Origin of the sequence: Mesorhizobium sp. M0678, assembly GCF_040320505.1 — a bacterium.
Taxonomy (GTDB): domain Bacteria; phylum Pseudomonadota; class Alphaproteobacteria; order Rhizobiales; family Rhizobiaceae; genus Mesorhizobium.
On sequence record NZ_JAMYPT010000003.1, the window covers coordinates 135,601 to 155,118 of the forward strand.

Genomic DNA, 19,518 nt, shown 5'->3' on the forward strand with positions numbered 1-19,518 from the left:
GTTCTAGCCGCTTTTCAGCATGTAGCCGGCGCCGCGAACCGTGTGCAGGATCGGCTTGTCGAAGCCCTTCTCGATCTTGCCCCGCAGCCGCGAGATATGAACGTCGATGACGTTGGTCTGCGGATCGAAATGGTAGTCCCAGACATTCTCGAGCAGCATGGTGCGCGTCACCACCTGGCCGGCATGGCGCATCAGATATTCGAGCAGGCGGAACTCGCGCGGCTGCAGCGTTATCTCGCGCCCGGCGCGGCGCACCGAGTGCGACAGCCGGTCGAGTTCGAGATCACCGACCCGGTAGACGGTTTCGGCTTCCCTGGCGCTGGCGCGGCGGTTCAGCACCTCGACGCGGGCGAGCAGTTCGGAAAAGGCGTAGGGTTTGGTCAGATAGTCGTCGCCGCCGGCGCGCAGACCGGTGACCCGGTCGTCGACTTCGCCGAGCGCCGACAGGATCAGCACGGGCGTCGTATTGCCCCGGGACCTGAGCCCGGCAATGACGGACAGGCCGTCGCGACGCGGCATCATGCGGTCAATGACCATGACGTCATAGTCGCCGGAATCGGCGAGCGCGAAGCCGGTTTCGCCGTCGCCGGCGACATGGGCGGTATGGCCGGCCTCGGCGAACGCCTTCTGCAGGTAGTCGGCTGCCTCGCGATCGTCTTCTATGACGAGAATCTTCATAGAACCGTTATACGCGATTTCACTGGAAGATTGAGTGGCCGGCATATGCATCGTGGCCTTCTCCATGACGTATCGCGAACAAAGTGATTCAGGGATACGCGGTAAGTCTTTGTTTTAGCATGTCGTAGCCTAAAATCGCTTCACGCCTTGAGCGGCATGTTCGAGCGGCAGCGGGCGATGGGAGGCCCGCTGCCGCTGGGGCGGAACACGATGACTGACTAACGTATTCAGGCCCCGTGCTTTCCCGTGCGGTGGCTCGGGGGTGTTGAAAACCGCCGCATCGGAAAAGTCGACCACTAGAGCGCCGCGCGTCCTCTTGGACGCGCAAAGGACGCTCTAGCACCTTGAATCGGCGCATGAGCCTTTCCGAAAACGGAATACGTGTTCGGGGTCATGCGCTCAGCCCTTGGCGACAGGCAGTGCGACGAAGCGGTTGCTGTCGTCGCGGGTGATCTGCATCAGCACCGCCTTGCGGCCGGACTTCACCGCGTCGGCCATCGCCTTGTCGACGTCGCCGGCGCCGTTCACTTCCGCCGAATTGACGGAGGTGATGACGTCGCCGGGCTGGATGCCGCGATCGGCGGCATCGCTGTCGGGGTCGACATCGGTCACCACAAGGCCCTTGCCATTGTCAGACTTGGTGACGGTCAGGCCGAGATCGGCGAGCGTGTCGGTCTTCGGCGCGGGGGCAGGCTGCTGGTCGGCCGAGGCCTGCTTGTCGCTCGACGGCAGCTTGCCGAGATCGACCTTAACCGCCTCGCTCTTGCCGTTGCGCCACACCGTGACATCGACAGATTTGCCGGGCGGGTAAGCGCCGATCAGGCGGGCGAGTTCCTTCGGCGAAGCAACGTCCTTGCCGTCCACCTGGGTGATCACGTCACCGGCGGTGATGCCGGCCTTCTTGCCGGGACCGTTGTCCTGTGCGCTGGCAACGAGCGCGCCCTTGCCGGACCCAAGGCCAAGCGACTCGGCGATTTCGGGCGTGACCGGCTGGATTTCGACGCCGAGCCAGCCGCGCTGGACTGTACCGTTCTTCATCAGATCCTGCACGACCTGCTTGGCGGTCGAAGCGGGAATATCGAAGGCAATGCCGACGCTGCCGCCCGACGGCGAGAAGATCGCGGTGTTGATGCCGACAACCTGGCCGTTGAGGTTGAAGGTCGGGCCGCCCGAATTGCCGCGGTTCACCGAGGCGTCGATCTGGATGAAGTCGTCATAGGGACCGGCGCCGATATCGCGGCCGCGGGCCGAGACGATGCCGGCGGTAACCGTGCCGCCGAGGCCGAACGGATTGCCGACAGCCACCACCCAGTCGCCGACGCGAACCTTGGAATCATCGGCGAAGTCGACATAGGTGAACTTGCTGCCGTCATCGACCTTGAGCACGGCAAGATCGGTGCGCGGATCGGTGCCGATCAGCTTGGCGTCGAGTTCCTTGCCGTCATTGGTCACCACGGTGAAGGCGGTGCCCTCCTCGACGACATGGTTGTTGGTGACGAGATAGCCGTCATCGGAGATGAAGAAACCGGACCCTTGCGCCACCGGCCGCGGCTGGTCGTTGTTGCGGTCACGGTGTCCAAAACGGCGCATTCCGTTCGGGCCCTGATCGCCGCCTTGATCGCCAAAGCCGCGGAATTCGCGGAAGAACCGGCGCAGCTGCGGGTTGTCGGGAAGATTGCCTAAGCCGTCCTCGTCGTCCATCTGGCCGGAACCGTCATCGGCCGTCGACTGGATCTTGGCCTTGACGCGCACGCTGACGACCGCCGGCGAAACGCGCTCGACCACATCGGCGAAGCTCGGGACCTGCGGTGCCTCGACACGCACGGCGTCGGCCAGCACCGGGGCTGTCCCGGTGGCAACAGCACCAAAGCCGATCGCGCCGGCAATGGCCAGGGATGCGGCTGCGGCCAGCAGGCGTTTACGGGTGCGAAGATATGAATTGGGGGCAACATTCATGGTTATCGTATCCTCTTTTCAAGGGACGCCCCTTGATTGGCATCCTCGACAAAGGAAATAGAGGGCCGCACATTACGGCGCCATTTCCGGTACATGAAACTTTCGTAATGTATCGATCAATCGCGGCGGAGCATCTTGTCCAGCGCCGCCTGTTCCTCGGCAGTTAATGCAGCGGTCACCGTCGAATGGCGCGAGCGGGCGGCCAGCAGGATGAATGTCCCGCCAACGAGCAGCAGAAGAACTGGCGTCCCCCAGAGCAAAACATTGCGCAGATTGAAGCGTGGCTTCAGCAGCACGAATTCGCCGTAGCGCGAAACGACATAGTCCATCACCTGCCGATCGGTATCGCCGGCGACCAGGCGCTGGCGCACAAGGATGCGCAGGTCGCGGGCGAGGTCGGCATCGGACTCGTCGATCGACTGGTTCTGGCAGACCATGCAGCGCAGGCCTTCCGACAAAGCGCGCGCCCTCGCCTCGAGTGCCGGGTCGGCGAGCACCTCGTCGGGCTTGACCGCCTGCACGGCGCCGGCGAACAACAGCGCCAGCAGCAGGACCAGCGAGGCCAGCGTGACCCTTTTCATTGCGGGCTCGCCGATGGCACGCCGGCCGCAGCCTTGCGGCGCGACGGTGCGCCGACGCGCAGGCGGCGGTCGAGCAGCGACATCGCCGCGCCCGCCATCATCACCATTCCGCCGCCCCAGATCAGCGTCACCAGCGGCTTCCACCACAGACGAACGACCACAGAGCCATCGCTGCCCTCGTCGCCAAGCGAAAGATAGAGCTGGCTGAAGCCGATCGTCCTGATGCCGGATTCGGTTGTGGTCATCTGGCGCACCGGATATGAGCGCTTGGCCGAGGTGATCTCGCCGGTGACGCTGCCGTCGGCGCCAAGCAGGGCGAAGCGGCCGCGATCCTCACTGTAGTTAGGCCCCTGGGCCGGGTAGAGTCCCTCGAAGCGCAGCTTGTGGCCGGACAGTTCGACGGTCTCGCCGGCATGCATCGACAGGATTTTTTCGGTGCCGAAGCAAAGCGTGCCGACAATGCCGAGCGTTGTCAGCCCGAGGCCGAGATGCGCAAGCGCTGTGCCGAAGACCGAGCGCGGTAGGCCGGCGAAGCGCCTGAGCATGGTGGCGGGCGCGACGGTGCCGAAGCCGGATTTGACGGCGAGATCGGAGAGCGCGCCGCAGATCAGCCAGAAGGCAAGGCCGACACCGAGTGCCGCCAACACCGAAGCGCCATCGATGAACAGGGCCGTCACCAGCACGGCGAGCAGCGCCGCCGCGAAAGCCGCCATCAGGCGCTGGGCGACCGCGAAAATGTCACCGCGCTTCCAGGCGAGGAGCGGCCCGAACGGCACGACGACCAAGAGCGGCACCATCAGCGGGCCGAATGTCAGGTTGAAGAACGGCGCGCCGACCGAAATCTTGTCGGCAGACAGGGCTTCGACGACGAGCGGGTAGAGCGTGCCGACCAGCACGGTGGCGGTGGCGGTGGTCAGGAACAGATTGTTCAGGACCAGCGCGCCTTCGCGCGAGATCGGGTGAAACAGCCCGCCGGCCGTCAGCCGGGAGGCGCGCAAGGCAAACAGCGCCAGCGAGCCGCCGATGAACAGCGTCAGGATGCAGAGGATGAAAACGCCGCGCGTCGGATCGGTGGCGAATGCGTGCACCGAGGTCAGCACGCCGGAGCGCACCAGGAAGGTGCCGAGCAGCGACAGTGAGAAGGTCAGGATCGCCAGAAGCAGCGTCCAGATCTTCAGCGCCGAGCGCTTTTCCATGACGATCGCCGAATGCAGCAGCGCCGTGCCCGCCAGCCACGGCATGAAGGATGCGTTCTCGACCGGATCCCAGAACCAGAAGCCGCCCCAGCCGAGCTCGTAATAGGCCCAGTAGGAGCCCATGGCGATGCCGCCGGTGAGGAACATCCAGGCAACCAATGTCCACGGCCTTACCCAGCGCGCCCACGAAGCGTCAATGCGGCCCTCGATGAGGGCAGCGACAGAGAAGGAAAAGCAGATCGAGAAACCGACATAGCCGAGATAAAGCAGCGGCGGATGGATGGCGAGGCCGAGGTCCTGCAGGATCGGGTTGAGATCGCGGCCCTCGATAGGCGCCGGATTGAGCCTGACGAACGGGTTCGACGTCGTCAGGATGAACAGGAAGAAAGTGGCGCCGATCGCTCCCTGCACGGCAAGCACATTGGCCCGGAGCGTCGCCGGAAGATTGCCGCCGAAGACGGCGACGAGCGCGCCGAAGAAGGTCAGGATCAGCACCCAGAGCAGCATCGAACCTTCGTGATTGCCCCAGGTTCCGGTGATCTTGTAGATCAGCGGCTGCAGCGAATGCGAGTTCTCCCAGACGCTCTCAACCGAGAAGTCGGAGCCGGCGTAGGCGGTTGCCAGCGCCACGAAAGACAGCGCCGTCAAGGCAAAGCCGGTCAGCGCGGCCGGTGCGCCGACGGCCATCATCTTGTGGTTGCCGGTGCGCGCACCGAACAGCGGCACCATCGTCTGCACCAGGGCCAGCGCAAACGCCAGGATCAGGGCGAAATGTCCGGTTTCAACCATTGTCACCGCACCCGCTAGTCACTCTTGCTCTCCTGCCATACGCCCTTGGCCTTGAGGCCGTCGGCTACCTCCTTCGGCATATAAGTCTCGTCATGCTTGGCCAGCACGCTGTCGGCGACAAAGACGCCATCGGGGCCAAACGAGCCTTCGGTGATCACGCCCTGTCCTTCCCGGAAGAGGTCGGGAAGAATGCCGGTATAGGTGACCTTGACGTCCTTCTGGTTGTCGGTCACCGAAAAGGCGACGGTGGCGCCTTGGCTACGCTCGACCGTGCCTTTTTCGACGAGACCGCCGAGCCTGATGCGCTGGCCCGGCTGAAGGCTGGCGGTGGCCAGATCGGCCGGCATGTAGAAATAGGAGGCCTTCTGGCCAAGCGCATAGAAGGTCAGCCCCGTGGCAACACCGAGAAACCCCAGCCCCGCTGCGATCACCGACAGTCGTTTCTGCTTGCGCGTCATCGTCTACTCCGTCGCCGTCACGCCAAGCGAGGCGGCAAAGGCGGTGAATTTTCTGGCCTGATCGCTGTCCGCGCCAAAGACGGCGATACCGCGATTGAGCGCGTCACGCGCCTGATCTGTCTTGCCCAGCACGGCATAGGAACGAACGAGCTGCATCCACCCTTCCTCGTCGCGCGGATTTTGCCGAAGCTTTTCGTCGAGGCCGGCAACCATGGTGCTGATCATGGCTTGCCGGTCCTGCGGCGACATCGAGGAAGCAGCATCGATATCCTCGGCGGTCGGCCCTTTCGCGGGCGCCTCCGAAGCGACGCTGCGGGCGGCGGATTCGGCCAGCGCCTGCTCGACGGCGCCGCGCCACGGCGAGCCCTGCGGCAAGGCGGCAAGCATCTTTTGCCAGGCCGCCGTGGCTTCAGCTATGCGGCCTTCCTGTGCCATGCCCATGGCGAGATAGAACGATGCCTTCGGATTGGCCGGATCGAGCTTCAACGCCGCCTCGAAAGCCGCCTGCGCTTCGGCGGAGACAATGCCGCCGGCCGCATTGGCGATCGCCTCGCCAAGACCCGCCTGGCGGGCGGCGCTGTCGCCGTCGAGGCGGATGGCGTTGCGATAGGCGGTCACCGCATCGGCGTATCGCTGCATGCGCAGATAGACCGGCGCCAGCACGTCCCAGCCGCGGCCATCGGATGGGTTGGCCGCCAGGTGCGCCTCGGCGCGGGCTATCAGCTCGTCGACCGAGCTGTCGGCGGGGTTCTTGGCCAGGCGTTCGCTGAGCGGCTGCGACGGCAGGTCGGGTGAGCCGAGCTGGCCATAGAGGCCCCAGCTGACCAGCGGAACCAGCAGCACGGCCGCCGTCGCCACCAGCCTTGTCGACCGCGACGGTTGCGTCGCCGTGTCGTCGGCGTGGCCGGCATTGCTCAGGCGAAGGATGCGGCGGGCGATTTCGGCGCGTGCCTCTTCGGCCTCCATTGGCTGGATCAGGCCACGCGCCATATCGCGGTCAAGCTCGGCCAGCTGGTCGCGATAGACTTCAAGGTCGTGATCGCCGGCAGCGGACGCGTTCTTCGATCCGCCGGCCAACGGCAGCAGCACCGCCAGGCTTGCGCCCAGCGTCAGGATTGCGGCTATGACCCAGAACAGCATGGCTCTTCCAATAGAACGAGACCCTTGCCCTGCCAACACAAGCGTGCTGCGACGCTTTGGCGGGGCCGCTCCGATCGATAATGCATGTCGCGCAAAAGTGTGCAGCGGTTTTGCGATAACGACCATGCATCAAAGCAAGGACCTAAAGCGCGTCGCATGAGGCCGGTCGCACGCGACGCGCTTTAGTGCCGGACCGGAATCGGCGGATCGATGGCCGGCCAGCTACGTCAGCGGCGTCCAGCTGCCGTCGGCATTGCGGCACGCGGTTCCGCGCGCGGTGGCGCCGGCGGTGCCGGTAAACACCGTATGGGTGTATTGCCGGCAGTCCTGCGAGCCGACGCGATAGGGCTGGGCGGCGACCACTTCGCCGCGATGGGCCGAACCGTCGCTCTTCCAAGCCACTTTCTGGCCGCTCGCCGTGTATTCAAGCGCCTTGTATTCCGCCTCGAGCGCGCTGCGCTTCTCGGTCTCGCTCAGGCCGGCGCCGATAGAGCCGCCGACGAGGCCGCCGCCCATGGCGGAGATGATCGTCGTCGCCACCTTGGCGCCGCTGGGGGGCGTCGCGGCCGGCGTCACCGTAACGGCCGGGCCCTTGCCGAGCGTTGTGCAGCCGGAGACGGCGAGCAGGGCGGAAACGAGCGCGACGCGAATCTTCATGCCAATACCGGCTTTCTTGAGCTGGACCGCCGCGCTGTCAGCAGCTGGCGCGGCCATAATGTCGATGTTTGTCGGAAATTTGGCCGCGGCCGGCCACCTGGAAAAGCAATCTGGAAAAGCATTACTGAAGGCTCCGCAATCGAACCATCGCCTTCAATCCACCCATGACGGATCGTTCCAGCGCCAGAGAGCCTCCATACTCGTTGACAAGGTCGGCGACAATGGCAAGTCCGAGCCCGCTGCCCGGTTTTGTCTCGTCGAGCCGCCGGCCGCGCTGCAACACCTCGCGCGCCTTGTCGTCGGGAATGCCGGGGCCGTCATCCTCGATGCTGATCTCGAACAGGTTGGCTGCGCCTTCCGTGCCAGCGCCACCCTTGCTGGAGATTGGCTTGACCGAAACGGCGACCGCGCTCCTTGCCCATTTCATCGCATTGTCGAGCAGATTGCCGAGCAGCTCCTCCAGGTCCTCGCGTTCGCCGGCAAAGACGATGTCGGTGGCCGGCAGTGAGAGCGACAGCGCCGTCTGCGGGTTGAGCTTCTGCAGCACCCGAACCATGCGCTGGACCAGCGGCGCCACCGGCGTACGGTAGACGACGCTGTCGCGCTGCGCGGCGACGCGGGCACGTTGCAGATAATGGTCCACTTGCTTTTGCATGGAAGCGGCCTGCTCGGCGATCAGCTGACCCTTGGCGCCACCCAGCGCCCGTCCCTCGTTGAGCAGCACGGCAAGCGGCGTCTTCAGCGAGTGAGCCAGGTTGCCGACCTGTGTGCGCGACCGCTCGACGATACGCCTGTTGTTCTCGATCAGCGCATTGGTCTCGTTGGCGAGCGGCTCGATCTCGGCCGGGAAACGGCCGTCTAGGCGCTGCGCGGTTCCTTCGCGCACCATGGCAAGCGCATTCCTGACCCGGCGCAGCGGCTGCAGGCCGAGCAGGATGGCAATCGCATTGATGGCGATCATGCCGACGCCGAACAGCGACAGATAGGTCAAAAGGCGCCGCTGGAAGGTGGCGATTTCCTGCTCGAGCTCGGTCTGGTTGCCCATGACGCGGAAGCGCGCGGCGCGGTTTTTCGCATCGAGCACGAACTCGCTCTCGAACACCTCCAACTGCTCGCCTTCGATGCCGTCCGCTGAATAGCTGCGCTGGAAGCTGGCATTGAAGGGCACCTCGGCAACGCTTGGCGACGGGATCGCCTTGGTCATCGACGACGAATGGAGATCGCCGTGCACGCCTTCCGAGGCAGGCTCGACCGACCAGTACCAGCCGGAATTCGGTTCCGAGAACCTCAAATCACCAAGGTCGGGGGCGCCGGTCAATTGGCCGCTTTCAGAAACGCCGACCGAGCCGATCAGGTTGAACAGATGCGCCGAAAGCAGGCTGTCGAAACCGCGCTCGCTGGCCTGGCGATAGAGCGTGGTGATCAAGGTGAAGATGACGACCAGAGTGAGGATCGCCCAGACCGTGGAAAAGGCGATGACGCGAAACGCCACCGAACGCGGCCATGACCGCAGCGACGGCGTGTTCGAGACGGCGGGTTTTGTAGGCAGCGGTTCCGCGTTACGCCTCCGGCTTACGCATGCGGTAGCCCATGCCGCGAACAGTTTCGATCATGTCGATGCCCATCTTCTTGCGAAGCCGTCCGACAAAGACCTCGATGGTGTTGGAATCGCGGTCGAAATCCTGGTCGTAGAGATGCTCGACCAGCTCGGTCCGGGACACCACCTCGCCCATATGGTGCATCAAATAGGCAAGCAAGCGGAATTCGTGCGAGGTCAGCTTCAGCGGCACGCCGTCGACGTCGGCCTTGGAGACCTTGGTGTCGAGGCGGAGCGGCCCGCAGGTCAGTTCGGACGAAGCGTGCCCGGCAGCACGCCGGATCAAGGCCCGCACCCTGGCCAGGATTTCCTCGATGTGGAAGGGTTTGGTGACGTAGTCGTCGGCGCCGGCGTCGATGCCGGCAACCTTGTCGCTCCAGCGGTCGCGTGCCGTCAGGATCAGCACCGGCATCTTGCGGCCGCCGCGCCGCCAGCGTTCGACCACGCTGATGCCGTCCATCTGCGGCAGGCCGATGTCGAGCACGACGGCATCGTAGGGCTCGGTGTCGCCGAGAAAGTGCCCTTCCTCGCCGTCGAAAGCGCGGTCGACGACATAACCGGCATCGACCAGCGCGTCGCCGATCTGCCGGTTGAGATCCTTGTCATCTTCGACGACGAGTACGCGCATGCGGGAGGCCTGTTGAAACTGGTCAGATATAGGCCGATTCCGGCAGACTGGGAAACGGCACGGTTCAGTTCAGCGGAACGACGATCTCGGAGCGACGGGGACGCTGCCCGTCCTTGCCCGGAACGAGCACGACGATGACGCAGACCGGCTGGCCGCCGCGTGTCGACTGCGAGGCCTTGGCCAGGGTGCCGCCATTCTGCTCGGCCACCTGCTGGCCGATCGCGTAGCAGTCGGACGCGGCGACGACGACCGGCTGAGTCCACTCGGGCACGACAGCGGGGATCGCCATCGCTTGCGACGCAAGCAGACCGGCGGCTGACAGCGCCAGTGCCGCGGTCCGGAAGTGGGAGCGAAGGGTTTTCATGGTCAGCGTTCTAACGCGCCGGTGCTGAACGTGATATGAACGGTGAACGCTCGAATGCATGCCCGCCACACCCCTGAAGCGCGAGATTACCGGATTGCCATTTCGCCGCCCGGCTCCGCGAAATCGCCAATGTTTAACCTAGCCCTCCAATCCTTCGCCGACAACCGGCATCATCTGGCGGGCAGGACCATTTGGGAGGACGAAGCATCCGGCCCAAGGCAACCGATGGCAGTTCAGGCGAACCGAACCTGAAACAAAAAACCCGCCTCTGCGGCGGGTCGCTGGCGCCATCAGCACCATAGGGAAATTAGTAGCATAGCTGCCGGCACAAAGCAAGAACAAAATTGTCCGATTTGCAAAAAGTGCCCGGTGCTCAGCCCTCGTCCTTGATCACGGCACGGAAGCGCAGCAGCCCGTGATGGGCCGAAAGGTCCTCGTCGTAGCGGGCTTCGGCGAATTCGAGCTTGAGGTAGGCGCGGCGATGTTCGCCGAGCGAGAGAGCCGTATCGCGCAGGCGGGTGCTAACAAGGTCCATGATGTCATTGGTTTCCTTGCTGGCCTCTGATTTCGACCAGACATGCAACGTCAGCAACTGTTCTGCGTCGTTCTCCATTCCCGTTGCCCAATCGTAGACGCTGGTGCGGCCGAAGGTCATGTGGGGGAACGCAACATTTTCCGGCGCACGGTCGAACAATCTTGCGTCGCCCAATGCCGCCGATAAATCGGGATCGCCATTCACAGCATCGAATACGGCCTTCTGCAATTCGACGGCCGGCGCGGTCATCGTCTTTCCCTTCGCCCGTCGCGTCGAGCTCCCGGCTGCGTAGCTGCGTTGCATGAAGGCATCCCGCCAAAGCGCGAATCAGCGCGTCTCATGCGGATTATGAACCTTCATGATCTCGGCAATAAGCCCTGCTCCTGCAACCCGCGACGGCACGGCCGACGAAGCGGATGCGTTTGCTTCCTGGCTGCAGCTGGAATGGGAAATGTCAGGCTCATGATTTGGGCTGCGTCGATGCGGATACGGCCTGCTTGAGTGCCCGCGACGCCCGCTTCTTCTTCGGGGCGACCGGATTCAGAGCTGCCGCCGCGCGGTCCGCCTCTTCCTTGGCCAGTCGCAATTCCCTCAGCCTTGCCGTCTTGATGGTCCTGGCCTTCGCCTCCGAGAGATATTCGGCAGTTGCTTTGTTCCGCTCCGCCGCCTTCTTTTGATTTTCCATGAAGCGAGCCTCAGATTTTCCCATGATGTTCTGATTGCCTTGGGCCATCCGTAAAATCTCCTTGCAGCTAAAGTCGAAAACGTGAATTTCACTGTAAGATAGGTGTTTCACAGCGGAAATTCAATTCTCAGGCATTTGGCATGACCCAACTGTGGTGAGAGACCTAGCGGAAATAATACCTGTTAATATTATCGGGATCGCAAGATTCTCTGGCGCTCCCGCAAATCGAGTATCCAGCGAGTCTTCCGAGAGAACCAACGCCGGACGATAAGGTGCGACCCGCAAAGAGCGGGACAAGCGTCCCGTGTGACGACTGCCAATCCTCGGCACCTCGCGCAAGCGGCTGCACCATGCCCCTACTGCGTCTCGCCGCTGATCACCTCGGCATGGTCCTTGATGATGGTAGAAACGAAGCGGATGACGGCGCGCACCGGCGCCTCCGCCCCGATTTCACGGCGATAGACGAGCGACACCGGATGACTGCCGAGAATGTCGGGGGCAAGGCGCACCATCCGCGGTTCAGCTTCGGCCAACATGCAGGGCATTACCGCCAGACCGGCGCCACTCAGAGCCGCCGCCAGCATTTCCGTCATTTCGGCAACGCGAAGGACAATTGTCGCGCCGGCGCCGTGCGCCTCAACCCATTTGGCGCCGGGGACGCCGGCAAGGCTTGCGTGAAATCCAATGATCTCGTGTCCGGCCAGCTGGCGAGGGTCGATGGGCATCGGGTGACGGTCGAGATAGCGCTGGGACGCGTAGGTCGACCAGCCCGCAACACAAAGCTTCTGCGCGATCAAATCGTCGTCGGCGATGGTGCCGATCCTGACCGCTAGGTCGGCCTCGCCGTGCTGCAGGTCCACGGGCCTGCTGCCGCTCGTCAGTTCAAGATTGATATCGGGGTGGGCCTTATGGAACCCGGCCATACGCTCGGCAAAAAGGGGGCTGAAGCCCGACGGCAGTGCCAGCCGAACGCTATTCTTGCCCGAACGCACAAGCGCCGTCAGTGCTTGCATGGTACGTTCAAGGTCATCACCGAGCGGCAGCAATGTCTGGCCAAGCGGCGTGATCTCGATACCTTGCCGCGTGCGCACGACAAGCGAAACCCCGAGTGCCGCCTCAAGAGCAGCCAGGCGCCGGCTGATCGTCGTGTGACGCACGCCGAGCACGCGCGCAGCTCCCGACAACGTTCCCGCGCGGGCGGCAGCGAGAAAGTAGCGCAGATCGTTCCAGTCCGGTTCGCCGGTCTTGATCACGAACCTAGTCTAGATCAATTCCTCGCCGCGCACCTGTGCAGTTTTGCACAAGCATGCCCGGAAATTGCAAATCGCCTGAATTTGACGTCCGCGCGAGAATAGGCCTGATCCAATTCAGGGAAGCGATCGATGGATATCGAAGGTTTGCGAACGATGGTGGCGCGGCACGCGACGTCGGCCAATGCGTTGGTGGCGCTCGGTTTGGCGATGGAGGCGCGTATTTCCGGCACGCCACTCGAGGGCAGTGTGGCCCGGCGCACAGGGGCCGTGCTTGCCGAACTCGGCGCCTCCGACGTCGTATCAAGTGCTGGCGTCATCGAACTCACGCCGGTGCTGGCCAGCATCCGGGTCGACCTGCTTTCAGGTGGCAAGCTGCTGTCGCGCTCCTCCGAAAGCGTCGAGGCCCTGGAAGCCCGTTTACGCCAGGCCTTCGGCGACGTTTCATCTGGCTTCCCGGCGTTGCTGAAGCGGCTGATCGCGCCACAACTGACCGGTTTGCCGGAGAGGCTCGCCGCACCGGGCGCAGCCTTCCTGGATATCGGCGTCGGCGTCGGCGCCCTGTCGGTGTCGATGCTGCGGCAATGGCCCGGCCTGAAGGCGGTCGGTGTCGATCCCCTGCCTGAAGCCATCGCGCAGGCCGCTGCCAACGTCAGGGCAGCCGGGCTCGAACATCGCATCGAACTGCACACCGGGCTGGGCCAGGATATTGCGGACACGGACGCGTTCGACCTTGTTTTCGTACCAAGCGCCTTCATCCCCGAGCCGGATGTCAGGGCCATCGTCAAGCGCAGCCACGCCGCGTTGCGGCCCGGCGGCTGGCTGCTGCTGGCAATGGTCAATCCTGGACCGGATGCACTGGGAGACGCCCTCGCCCGCTTCCGCACCACAATGTGGGGCGGCACGGTCTTTGAAAAGGGCGCAGCCCAGGACCTGGTCGATCAGAGCGGCTATGCCGACAGCCGGTTGCTGCCCGGCCCGACCGGGGCGCCTGTCGCCTTCGTCGCCGGGCGTAAGCGGGGCTAACGGTTTCCAGGAGCGGACGATGAAACTGCTGATCTTCGGCGCTTCCGGTGCGACGGGTCGACTGCTTGTCTCGGCGGCGTTGGCGAAGGGCCATGCGGTGACCGCCTTCGTCCGCACGCCGGGCAAGCTTGCCATCAGCCACGAAAATCTCAAGGTGATCGTCGGAAACGTCGCCGATCGGCAGGCAGTCGAACGCGCCGTTGTTAGGTATGATGCGGTTTTCAGCTGTCTTGGGGTGGGCGTGCCGCTGAAACGCGATCCGGCCGTCGTTGCCGGCATCGGCTTCATCGTCGCGGCGATGCAGCAGGCCGGCCCCGAACGGCTCATCTATCTTTCATTCCTTGGCGTTCGCGACGGCCGGCGGCAACTAGGCCTCCTGTTGGGCAACATCATCGTGCCATTGGTGCTGCGCCATGAGGTGACGGACCATGAGGTGAAGGAAAGCCTGGTCGTTCAATCCAGTCTCGGCTGGACCATCGTGCGGCCGCCCAAGCTGAGCAATGGGGCGGCAACGGGTGAATTCCGCCATGGCAATGGCATCCGGGCGGCATCGCTGCTGCCGACACTGGCGCGGGCCGACGTAGCGGCCTTCATGCTCGCCCAGATCAACGACACCACCTACTCGCGCAGGACAGTCAGCATCCTGCGCTGACGCCGCACGGGAGCCGTCTTCCCCTCGACAAACCTCCCGCTTATCTTCATCGCCCTTATCTTCATCGTCCTTGTAGGCAGCGCCAAAATGGACGAATAGTCATAGCGGCGCGCCGCCGTGAAATTGCCGGTATGCGGTTTCTCAGTTGGCGGCATCGCCGCAGCCGGATCCTGGAATGGCCAGTCCTTTGGAACCACGCAAGAGAAGAGGTCCGATCGCCGCAAGGCTGCTGGCGGTGGATGCATGGATCGATTCCTCGGTCTACGAAATCGGCTTCAGGGCGCGCCAGTTCTGGGAAGCGGCGACCATCTTCTCGCGGCGTTTCCGCGTCGGCGGCTGGCGCCGTGGCCTGATCGAACTGTTGAGTGAAGGCTTTACGCTCGGTGCCGGCGGCATCGTCGTGCTTTTGGCGCTGGCCTTGCCGGCCTTCCAGATAACCGCCGGCGACTGGCGCACGCAAGGCGACTTCGCCGTCACCTTCCTCGACCGCTACGGCAACGAGATCGGCCAGCGCGGCATCATCCAGCGCGATTCGGTGCCGGTCGACGAGATGCCCGACCATGTCATCAAGGCGGTGCTGGCGACCGAAGACCGCCGTTTCTTCGACCATTACGGCATCGATGTGCTCGGCCTGTCGCGCGCCATATTCGAGAATGTGCGGGCAAATTCCGTCGTCCAGGGTGGCTCGAGCATCACCCAGCAGCTGGCCAAGAACCTGTTCCTGACCAATGAGCGGACGTTCGAGCGCAAGATCAAGGAAGCGTTCCTGTCGCTGTGGCTCGAAGCCAATCTGTCGAAGAAGGAAATCCTGCAGCTTTACCTCGACCGCGCCTATATGGGCGGCGGCACCTTCGGCATCGAGGCGGCAGCCGATTTCTATTTCGGCAAGAGCGTCAAGGACCTGAACCTTGCCGAGGCGGCGATGCTGGCCGGCCTGTTCAAGGCGCCGACCAAATATGCGCCGCACATAAACCTGCCCGCCGCCCGGGCGCGGGCCAACGTGGTGCTGTCCAATCTGGTCGATTCCGGCTTCATGACCGAAGGCCAGGTGCTGCAGGCAAGGCTGCACCCGGCCGAAATCGTCGACCGCGGCGAGCAGAAGAGCCCCGACTATTACCTCGACTGGGCCTTCGACGAGGTCAAGAAGATCGCCGCCAAAGGTGGCCCGCACTCGCTTGTCGCCCACACCACCTTCGATGCCAACATCCAGAAGGCGGCCGAAGAATCGATGGAGTTCCACCTCCGCCAGTTCGGCAAGGAATACAACGTCACCGAGGGCGCCATCGTCGTCATCGAGACCAATGGCGCGGTCAGGGCGATCGTCGGCGGCCGCGACTACGGCGCCAGCCAGTTCAACCGCGCCACCAAAGCGCTTCGCCAGACCGGCTCCTCGTTCAAGCCCTATGTCTATGCGACGGCGATGGAGCATGGCTTCACGCCGGATTCGGTGGTTTCCGGCGGACCCATCTCCTGGGGCAGCTGGTCGCCCCACAATTACAATGGCGGGTCGGCCGGCAACGTCACGCTGATCACGGCGATGGCCAAATCGATCAACACGGTGCCGGTGCGGCTGGCCAAGGATTATCTCGGCATCAAGCCGATCAAGGCGATGGCCGAGGCGATGGGCGTCGAGTCGCCGCTTGAATCGCACAAGACCATGGTGCTCGGCACGTCGGGCATGACCGTGATGGACCAGGCGACGGGTTACAGCGTGTTTGCCCAGAACGGCTTTGCCGGAACCCGGCACGGCGTCAGCCAACTCTTCACCCGTACCGGCGAGGTGGTCTACGACTTCGCCAAGGATGCGCCGCCGCCGCACCGGGTGCTATCGGAGCAGGCGCTCAAATACATGAACACCATGCTGGCGGCGGTGCCGGTGATCGGCACTGCCCGGCGCGCAGCCCTTCCAAACATCGTCGTCGCCGGCAAGACCGGCACGACCCAGTCCTACCGCGATGCCTGGTTTGTCGGCTTTACCGGCAACTACACGGCCGCCGTCTGGCTCGGTAATGACGACTTCACCGCGACCAACAAGATGACCGGCGGCACGCTGCCGGCCATGGTGTGGCAGCGCCTGATGCTCTATGCGCACCAGAATATCGACCTCAGACCGATCCCCGGCCTCGATCACCCCTTCGTCGATGCCGAAATCGCTGCCAAGGCCGAGGAAGCGGAGAAGAAGAGCGCCGAACAGGCAGCAGCCGATGCCGCCGCCGAGCGTCCGCCGGTGCTGTCCAGCCGGACCACCCAGACCCTGAAGGAACTCACGAAGCTGTTCCAGGCGGCACCCGTGCTCGACGCGCCCGCTGCGCCGGAGACCCTGTCGGCGCTCTGAGCGGTCAATTCCACAGGGCCGCTTGCCACAAGGCCCTGCGCCGCGATATCCCCGAGCGGCAATCTTTCAGTCCCGGCCTTCGGTTCCCTGCCTCCTCATGCTCAAGAACGCCTTCCTGACACTGCTTTCGCTTGCCATAGCCGTCGTCGGCGGTGGCGGCAGCGTCTGGTATGCACTGAAGCTGCAGGATGGCGTCGGCGCCATCAGGATCGGCCAATGGACCGCCTTCCCCGATATCGGCACGCCGACGGCAGATCCCTATTCGAAGGCCCGCGTGGCTCGCGAAGGCGTGCTGGCGCTCGGACAGGCGGAAGGACTGTCCTTCATCGCCGAGCGCGATTCCGGCGGCGAACAGCTCAAGCGGCAATGTGCCTACAAGATTGCGGGCGGCTTTCCCACCGCCCGGTTCTGGACGCTTTATGCCGCCGACCAGTCGCTTGGCGTGGTCGAGACCGGCAAGCCGAGGCCGGCTGCGCTGCAGTCCTATCAAGTGCTGCGCCAGGCCGACAATTCGGTGGTCATTTCCGTCGGCAGCCGCCCTGTGCCCGGCAACTGGCTGCTGACCAGCGGCGCCGGCAAGATGTACTTGGTGCTTACGTTCTACGACACGCCGATCGCCAGCAGCACCGGTCTCTCGGACGTCACGCTGCCGCAGATCCAGAAGGTCGGCTGCAATGCGTAGCCTGCTGCATGCCGTGCTGCTCGGCCTGCTCGGCGCCGGCATCGTGCACATCATCGTGCTGCTGCTCGTCCCCGAGTTTTCCGAACGCGACGCCTGGTCGCGATTGGCCATGGCTTCGGATCTCTACAAGATGACCAGGCTCGACGCGGAAGCCGGCGGCGCGCCGGTGGTGAAATCGGTCGATCCGCTGTTTTATGCGGCGGCATGCCGCTTCGATCTTGCCGAGGGGATGATGCGGGTCAAGGCACCGGGAAAGGTGCCGTTCTGGTCGATATCGGTCTACGACCGCGGCGGCCACAACATCTACTCGTTCAACGACCACAGCGCGACCGCAGGCGTGCTCGACACCGTTGTGCTGACGCCGGCCCAGATGATCGAGGTCCGCAAGGATCTTCCCGAGGAACTGCAAGGGGCCATCTTCGTCGAGGCGCCGATAGAGGAAGGCGTATTCGTCGTCCGTTCGTTCGTGCCCGACGACAGCTGGAAGCCGATCGTCTCGCGGTTTCTCGAACAGAGTTCCTGCGAACTGCAGGATTTTTAAGCCGGTTCCGATGCTCAGTGATGCGGTACCGGCAATGTTCCCGAAGGTCCCGGCTTGTCGGGGCCGGCCGGCCGCGTTTCGCCCGTCAGCGGCCGCTGCTCGTAGCGCACCCCGGGAAAGATGATCACTGCCGCCGGCGCGGCTTGTTGTGCTCGATTGGTTGCCGCCGTTCGCGGCACGAAAGACAGTACCATGCCCATGGTTCGCGTATTCCTCTCGGTTGCCCCGGAGCACAACGCAACGCCTCCATAGTCGATTAAGAAGGTAGTAGGTTAACGGAGCGCTAACGGATCGCCGCTAAATTGATCTTTGTTCTTGGGAAACGCGAAACCGGTACAGCCCGGCAGAGCGCTGTCCAGATCGTGTCGAGTGTCGGGCGTATCCTTCGTGTCAGCTTCGGATTTCAGGCAAATCGCAGCAGGAGCTGAATCGGGAAAGGCCGAAAGGCTGTTTCGCGCCGCGGTATCGGCGTTCTGCTCGCTCACCCGCCCTTCGCGCCGGGAAATCGCGCAGCTCGAAGACCTGACGCTGCCGCTTTTCGAGAATGTCTCGGTCGAATCGCGCCGCTACGTCGCGGCAGCCCTTTCCGAATGCGAATATGCACCTGCCGCGCTGGTGCGGCGGCTTTGCCAGGAGCGGGTCGACATCGCCGCTCCGCTGCTGATCCGCTCGCGCGCCCTCAGCGACGTCGACCTGATCGCGCTGATCGGGCGTCACGGCCTGCCGCATGCCCGTGCCATTGCCCGCCGCAAGGATCTCAATCAAACGATCGCGGATCTCATCAAAGTGCTCGAAAGGCCGACGCTGGTGCGGTCGCAGCAGCAGCCGGAAACAACCGCCAAAGCCGCGTCCGAAAACGCCGAAGTGGTTGCGGGCGAGGTCAACAGGCAAGAGGCTTCCGATGCCGCTGAAACTGTACGCCGCAGGCTGCGATCCATGATGCGCGCCGAGAGCGGCGCCGCCATCAGTCCGTTCGTCGAGCCACAAACCTATGTCAAGCTGCGCGAGACCGCGCTGACCGGCAATGCGGCATTCTTCCAGACAGCGCTCGCCGATGCGCTCGAAGTCGATTTTTCAACGGCGCGGACGCTCACCGCGAGCCACAATTACACACCGCTGCTGGCCGCCTTGCGCGCGCTCGACCTTAGTGAAGACAAGGCGTTCCTGATCACGGCGGCCATCTATCCGACCGAGTTTCCGCACCCGCAGGCGATCCGCATCTTCCTCGACCGCTACCGCCTGCTGCACCGCGACGCGGCGTTGGACAGGCTCCGCGGCTGGAAGGCCGACACCGTATCGAAAATTGTTCGCAAGCCTGGGCGCGTCGCCGCAAATGCCGACCTGCGCAAGCCGAACAGCGCCGATATAGCCGCCACCCCAAAGGCGCGTCGCATCTGAAGGCTTGCCGTTACGACGCCTTGACCGAGATAAGCTCCTCGACGGGAATGGCGCCCGCCTCGATCTCGACCACCCAGATATCCGGATCGAATCTCTTCTCGCGCTCCAGCCGCGCGTCGAAGATGGCGGCATCGTCGCCTTCGCCAAGCAGGCTGAAAAAACGGTCGTCCGGCCTGGCTGAATCGTAACTCGTCTGCGGCGCCGGCCCGAACAGCGCTATCTCCCCCAGCCTGCCCCGCGCCAGCACGAAAACCGCGCCGGCTTCCGTCGCGCCGCGCTTGACCACGGCGGCAAAGCCGCCGGCGCTGAAAACCCGGCGCAACAGCGCCGACACCCACAGATCGGTGGTTACCCGCATGGAGAATTCCTG

Annotated in this window: 21 protein-coding genes; 6 read left to right on the forward strand and 15 right to left on the reverse strand. The window is 63.9% G+C overall.

What is annotated here, in order from left to right; translation table 11 throughout:
• Positions 1-3: 3 nt before the first annotated feature.
• The 13 genes from NKI29_RS07205 to NKI29_RS07265 all read right to left on the reverse strand — a co-directional run bounded on the left by NKI29_RS07205 (position 4) and on the right by NKI29_RS07265 (position 12,517).
• Entirely contained in the window at positions 4-678 is a 675-nt protein-coding gene (locus NKI29_RS07205) for a response regulator transcription factor (protein WP_352454335.1), read from the reverse strand.
• A gap of 399 nt (positions 679-1,077) precedes the next feature.
• Positions 1,078-2,634 (reverse strand): Do family serine endopeptidase, encoded by a 1,557-nt coding sequence (locus NKI29_RS07210; protein ID WP_352569862.1) that lies wholly within the window; start codon positions 2,632-2,634, stop codon positions 1,078-1,080.
• Between the two features lie 116 nt (positions 2,635-2,750).
• The gene (locus NKI29_RS07215; RefSeq protein WP_352569863.1) at positions 2,751-3,215 is read right to left on the reverse strand and encodes a cytochrome c-type biogenesis protein; all 465 of its coding nucleotides are present in this window, start codon (positions 3,213-3,215) and stop codon (positions 2,751-2,753) included.
• The gene (locus tag NKI29_RS07220; RefSeq protein WP_352569864.1) at positions 3,212-5,200 is read right to left on the reverse strand and encodes a heme lyase CcmF/NrfE family subunit; all 1,989 of its coding nucleotides are present in this window, start codon (positions 5,198-5,200) and stop codon (positions 3,212-3,214) included. Before NKI29_RS07220 ends, NKI29_RS07215 begins: the two co-directional genes overlap by 4 nt.
• 14 nt (positions 5,201-5,214) lie before the next feature.
• Positions 5,215-5,658, reverse strand: a complete 444-nt coding sequence (gene ccmE / locus NKI29_RS07225; RefSeq protein WP_352454332.1) for a cytochrome c maturation protein CcmE — start codon at positions 5,656-5,658, stop codon at positions 5,215-5,217.
• Positions 5,659-5,661: 3 nt separating this feature from the next.
• Positions 5,662-6,798 (reverse strand): c-type cytochrome biogenesis protein CcmI, encoded by a 1,137-nt coding sequence (gene ccmI, locus NKI29_RS07230; protein ID WP_352756234.1) that lies wholly within the window; start codon positions 6,796-6,798, stop codon positions 5,662-5,664.
• Positions 6,799-7,020: 222 nt separating this feature from the next.
• Complete coding sequence (locus NKI29_RS07235) at positions 7,021-7,455, reverse strand: RT0821/Lpp0805 family surface protein (RefSeq protein ID WP_352449042.1); 435 nt, start codon at positions 7,453-7,455, stop codon at positions 7,021-7,023.
• Between the two features lie 121 nt (positions 7,456-7,576).
• The gene (locus NKI29_RS07240; protein ID WP_352454424.1) at positions 7,577-9,004 is read right to left on the reverse strand and encodes an ATP-binding protein; all 1,428 of its coding nucleotides are present in this window, start codon (positions 9,002-9,004) and stop codon (positions 7,577-7,579) included.
• 10 nt (positions 9,005-9,014) lie between these two features.
• Positions 9,015-9,680 (reverse strand): response regulator transcription factor, encoded by a 666-nt coding sequence (locus NKI29_RS07245; protein WP_352569867.1) that lies wholly within the window; start codon positions 9,678-9,680, stop codon positions 9,015-9,017.
• A gap of 64 nt (positions 9,681-9,744) precedes the next feature.
• Positions 9,745-10,044: a hypothetical protein gene (locus tag NKI29_RS07250; protein WP_352569868.1), complete on the reverse strand. Its 300-nt coding sequence runs from the start codon at positions 10,042-10,044 to the stop codon at positions 9,745-9,747.
• Positions 10,045-10,417: 373 nt separating this feature from the next.
• Positions 10,418-10,828 (reverse strand): DUF3168 domain-containing protein, encoded by a 411-nt coding sequence (locus NKI29_RS07255; protein WP_352795759.1) that lies wholly within the window; start codon positions 10,826-10,828, stop codon positions 10,418-10,420.
• A 211-nt stretch (positions 10,829-11,039) separates the two neighbouring features.
• Positions 11,040-11,312 (reverse strand): hypothetical protein, encoded by a 273-nt coding sequence (locus NKI29_RS07260; RefSeq protein ID WP_352570000.1) that lies wholly within the window; start codon positions 11,310-11,312, stop codon positions 11,040-11,042.
• A gap of 308 nt (positions 11,313-11,620) precedes the next feature.
• Positions 11,621-12,517: a LysR family transcriptional regulator gene (locus NKI29_RS07265; protein WP_352569871.1), complete on the reverse strand. Its 897-nt coding sequence runs from the start codon at positions 12,515-12,517 to the stop codon at positions 11,621-11,623.
• Positions 12,518-12,646: 129 nt separating this feature from the next.
• On the opposite strand from NKI29_RS07265, the gene NKI29_RS07270 reads away from it, so the two are divergent.
• From NKI29_RS07270 to NKI29_RS07290, 5 genes are all read left to right on the forward strand, one after another.
• Positions 12,647-13,540 (forward strand): class I SAM-dependent methyltransferase, encoded by an 894-nt coding sequence (locus NKI29_RS07270; protein ID WP_352569872.1) that lies wholly within the window; start codon positions 12,647-12,649, stop codon positions 13,538-13,540.
• Between the two features lie 19 nt (positions 13,541-13,559).
• Positions 13,560-14,192 carry an NAD(P)-dependent oxidoreductase gene (locus NKI29_RS07275; RefSeq protein WP_352569874.1) on the forward strand — a complete coding sequence of 211 codons (633 nt, stop codon included), beginning with the start codon at positions 13,560-13,562 and terminating at the stop codon, positions 14,190-14,192.
• A gap of 175 nt (positions 14,193-14,367) precedes the next feature.
• Positions 14,368-16,527: a transglycosylase domain-containing protein gene (locus tag NKI29_RS07280; protein WP_352569875.1), complete on the forward strand. Its 2,160-nt coding sequence runs from the start codon at positions 14,368-14,370 to the stop codon at positions 16,525-16,527.
• Positions 16,528-16,624: 97 nt separating this feature from the next.
• On the forward strand, positions 16,625-17,209 hold the full coding sequence (locus tag NKI29_RS07285) for a DUF1214 domain-containing protein (protein WP_352569876.1): 585 nt from the start codon (positions 16,625-16,627) through the stop codon (positions 17,207-17,209).
• Entirely contained in the window at positions 17,202-17,750 is a 549-nt protein-coding gene (locus NKI29_RS07290; protein WP_352698706.1) for a DUF1254 domain-containing protein, read from the forward strand. The genes NKI29_RS07285 and NKI29_RS07290 overlap by 8 nt, the downstream gene beginning before the upstream one ends.
• 14 nt (positions 17,751-17,764) lie before the next feature.
• Here NKI29_RS07290 and NKI29_RS07295 read toward each other — a convergent pair whose 3' ends face one another.
• A complete protein-coding gene (locus NKI29_RS07295) occupies positions 17,765-17,950 on the reverse strand; it encodes a hypothetical protein (protein WP_023677835.1) in 186 nt (61 codons plus the stop codon).
• A 187-nt stretch (positions 17,951-18,137) separates the two neighbouring features.
• Here NKI29_RS07295 and NKI29_RS07300 point away from each other — a divergent pair, with 187 nt between their 5' ends.
• Positions 18,138-19,148, forward strand: a complete 1,011-nt coding sequence (locus tag NKI29_RS07300) for a DUF2336 domain-containing protein (protein WP_352569878.1) — start codon at positions 18,138-18,140, stop codon at positions 19,146-19,148.
• Between the two features lie 10 nt (positions 19,149-19,158).
• Here the strand turns inward: NKI29_RS07300 and NKI29_RS07305 are convergent, their stop codons facing one another.
• Complete coding sequence (locus tag NKI29_RS07305) at positions 19,159-19,506, reverse strand: DUF1491 family protein (protein ID WP_352454316.1); 348 nt, start codon at positions 19,504-19,506, stop codon at positions 19,159-19,161.
• Between the last annotated feature and the right edge of the window lie 12 nt (positions 19,507-19,518).

What these genes read in the sequence shown, in the direction of transcription:
- NKI29_RS07205 (WP_352454335.1), bottom strand. Translation starts at nt 678, where the DNA reads ATGAAGATTCTCGTCATAGAAGACGATCGCGAGGCAGCCGACTACCTG.
- NKI29_RS07210 (WP_352569862.1), bottom strand. Translation starts at nt 2,634, where the DNA reads ATGAATGTTGCCCCCAATTCATATCTTCGCACCCGTAAACGCCTGCTG.
- NKI29_RS07215 (WP_352569863.1), bottom strand. Translation starts at nt 3,215, where the DNA reads ATGAAAAGGGTCACGCTGGCCTCGCTGGTCCTGCTGCTGGCGCTGTTG.
- NKI29_RS07220 (WP_352569864.1), bottom strand. Translation starts at nt 5,200, where the DNA reads ATGGTTGAAACCGGACATTTCGCCCTGATCCTGGCGTTTGCGCTGGCC.
- ccmE (WP_352454332.1), bottom strand. Translation starts at nt 5,658, where the DNA reads ATGACGCGCAAGCAGAAACGACTGTCGGTGATCGCAGCGGGGCTGGGG.
- ccmI (WP_352756234.1), bottom strand. Translation starts at nt 6,798, where the DNA reads ATGCTGTTCTGGGTCATAGCCGCAATCCTGACGCTGGGCGCAAGCCTG.
- NKI29_RS07235 (WP_352449042.1), bottom strand. Translation starts at nt 7,455, where the DNA reads ATGAAGATTCGCGTCGCGCTCGTTTCCGCCCTGCTCGCCGTCTCCGGC.
- NKI29_RS07245 (WP_352569867.1), bottom strand. Translation starts at nt 9,680, where the DNA reads ATGCGCGTACTCGTCGTCGAAGATGACAAGGATCTCAACCGGCAGATC.
- NKI29_RS07250 (WP_352569868.1), bottom strand. Translation starts at nt 10,044, where the DNA reads ATGAAAACCCTTCGCTCCCACTTCCGGACCGCGGCACTGGCGCTGTCA.
- NKI29_RS07255 (WP_352795759.1), bottom strand. Translation starts at nt 10,828, where the DNA reads ATGACCGCGCCGGCCGTCGAATTGCAGAAGGCCGTATTCGATGCTGTG.
- NKI29_RS07260 (WP_352570000.1), bottom strand. Translation starts at nt 11,312, where the DNA reads ATGGCCCAAGGCAATCAGAACATCATGGGAAAATCTGAGGCTCGCTTC.
- NKI29_RS07270 (WP_352569872.1), top strand. Translation starts at nt 12,647, where the DNA reads ATGGATATCGAAGGTTTGCGAACGATGGTGGCGCGGCACGCGACGTCG.
- NKI29_RS07275 (WP_352569874.1), top strand. Translation starts at nt 13,560, where the DNA reads ATGAAACTGCTGATCTTCGGCGCTTCCGGTGCGACGGGTCGACTGCTT.
- NKI29_RS07280 (WP_352569875.1), top strand. Translation starts at nt 14,368, where the DNA reads ATGGCCAGTCCTTTGGAACCACGCAAGAGAAGAGGTCCGATCGCCGCA.
- NKI29_RS07285 (WP_352569876.1), top strand. Translation starts at nt 16,625, where the DNA reads ATGCTCAAGAACGCCTTCCTGACACTGCTTTCGCTTGCCATAGCCGTC.
- NKI29_RS07290 (WP_352698706.1), top strand. Translation starts at nt 17,202, where the DNA reads ATGCGTAGCCTGCTGCATGCCGTGCTGCTCGGCCTGCTCGGCGCCGGC.
- NKI29_RS07295 (WP_023677835.1), bottom strand. Translation starts at nt 17,950, where the DNA reads ATGGGCATGGTACTGTCTTTCGTGCCGCGAACGGCGGCAACCAATCGA.
- NKI29_RS07305 (WP_352454316.1), bottom strand. Translation starts at nt 19,506, where the DNA reads ATGCGGGTAACCACCGATCTGTGGGTGTCGGCGCTGTTGCGCCGGGTT.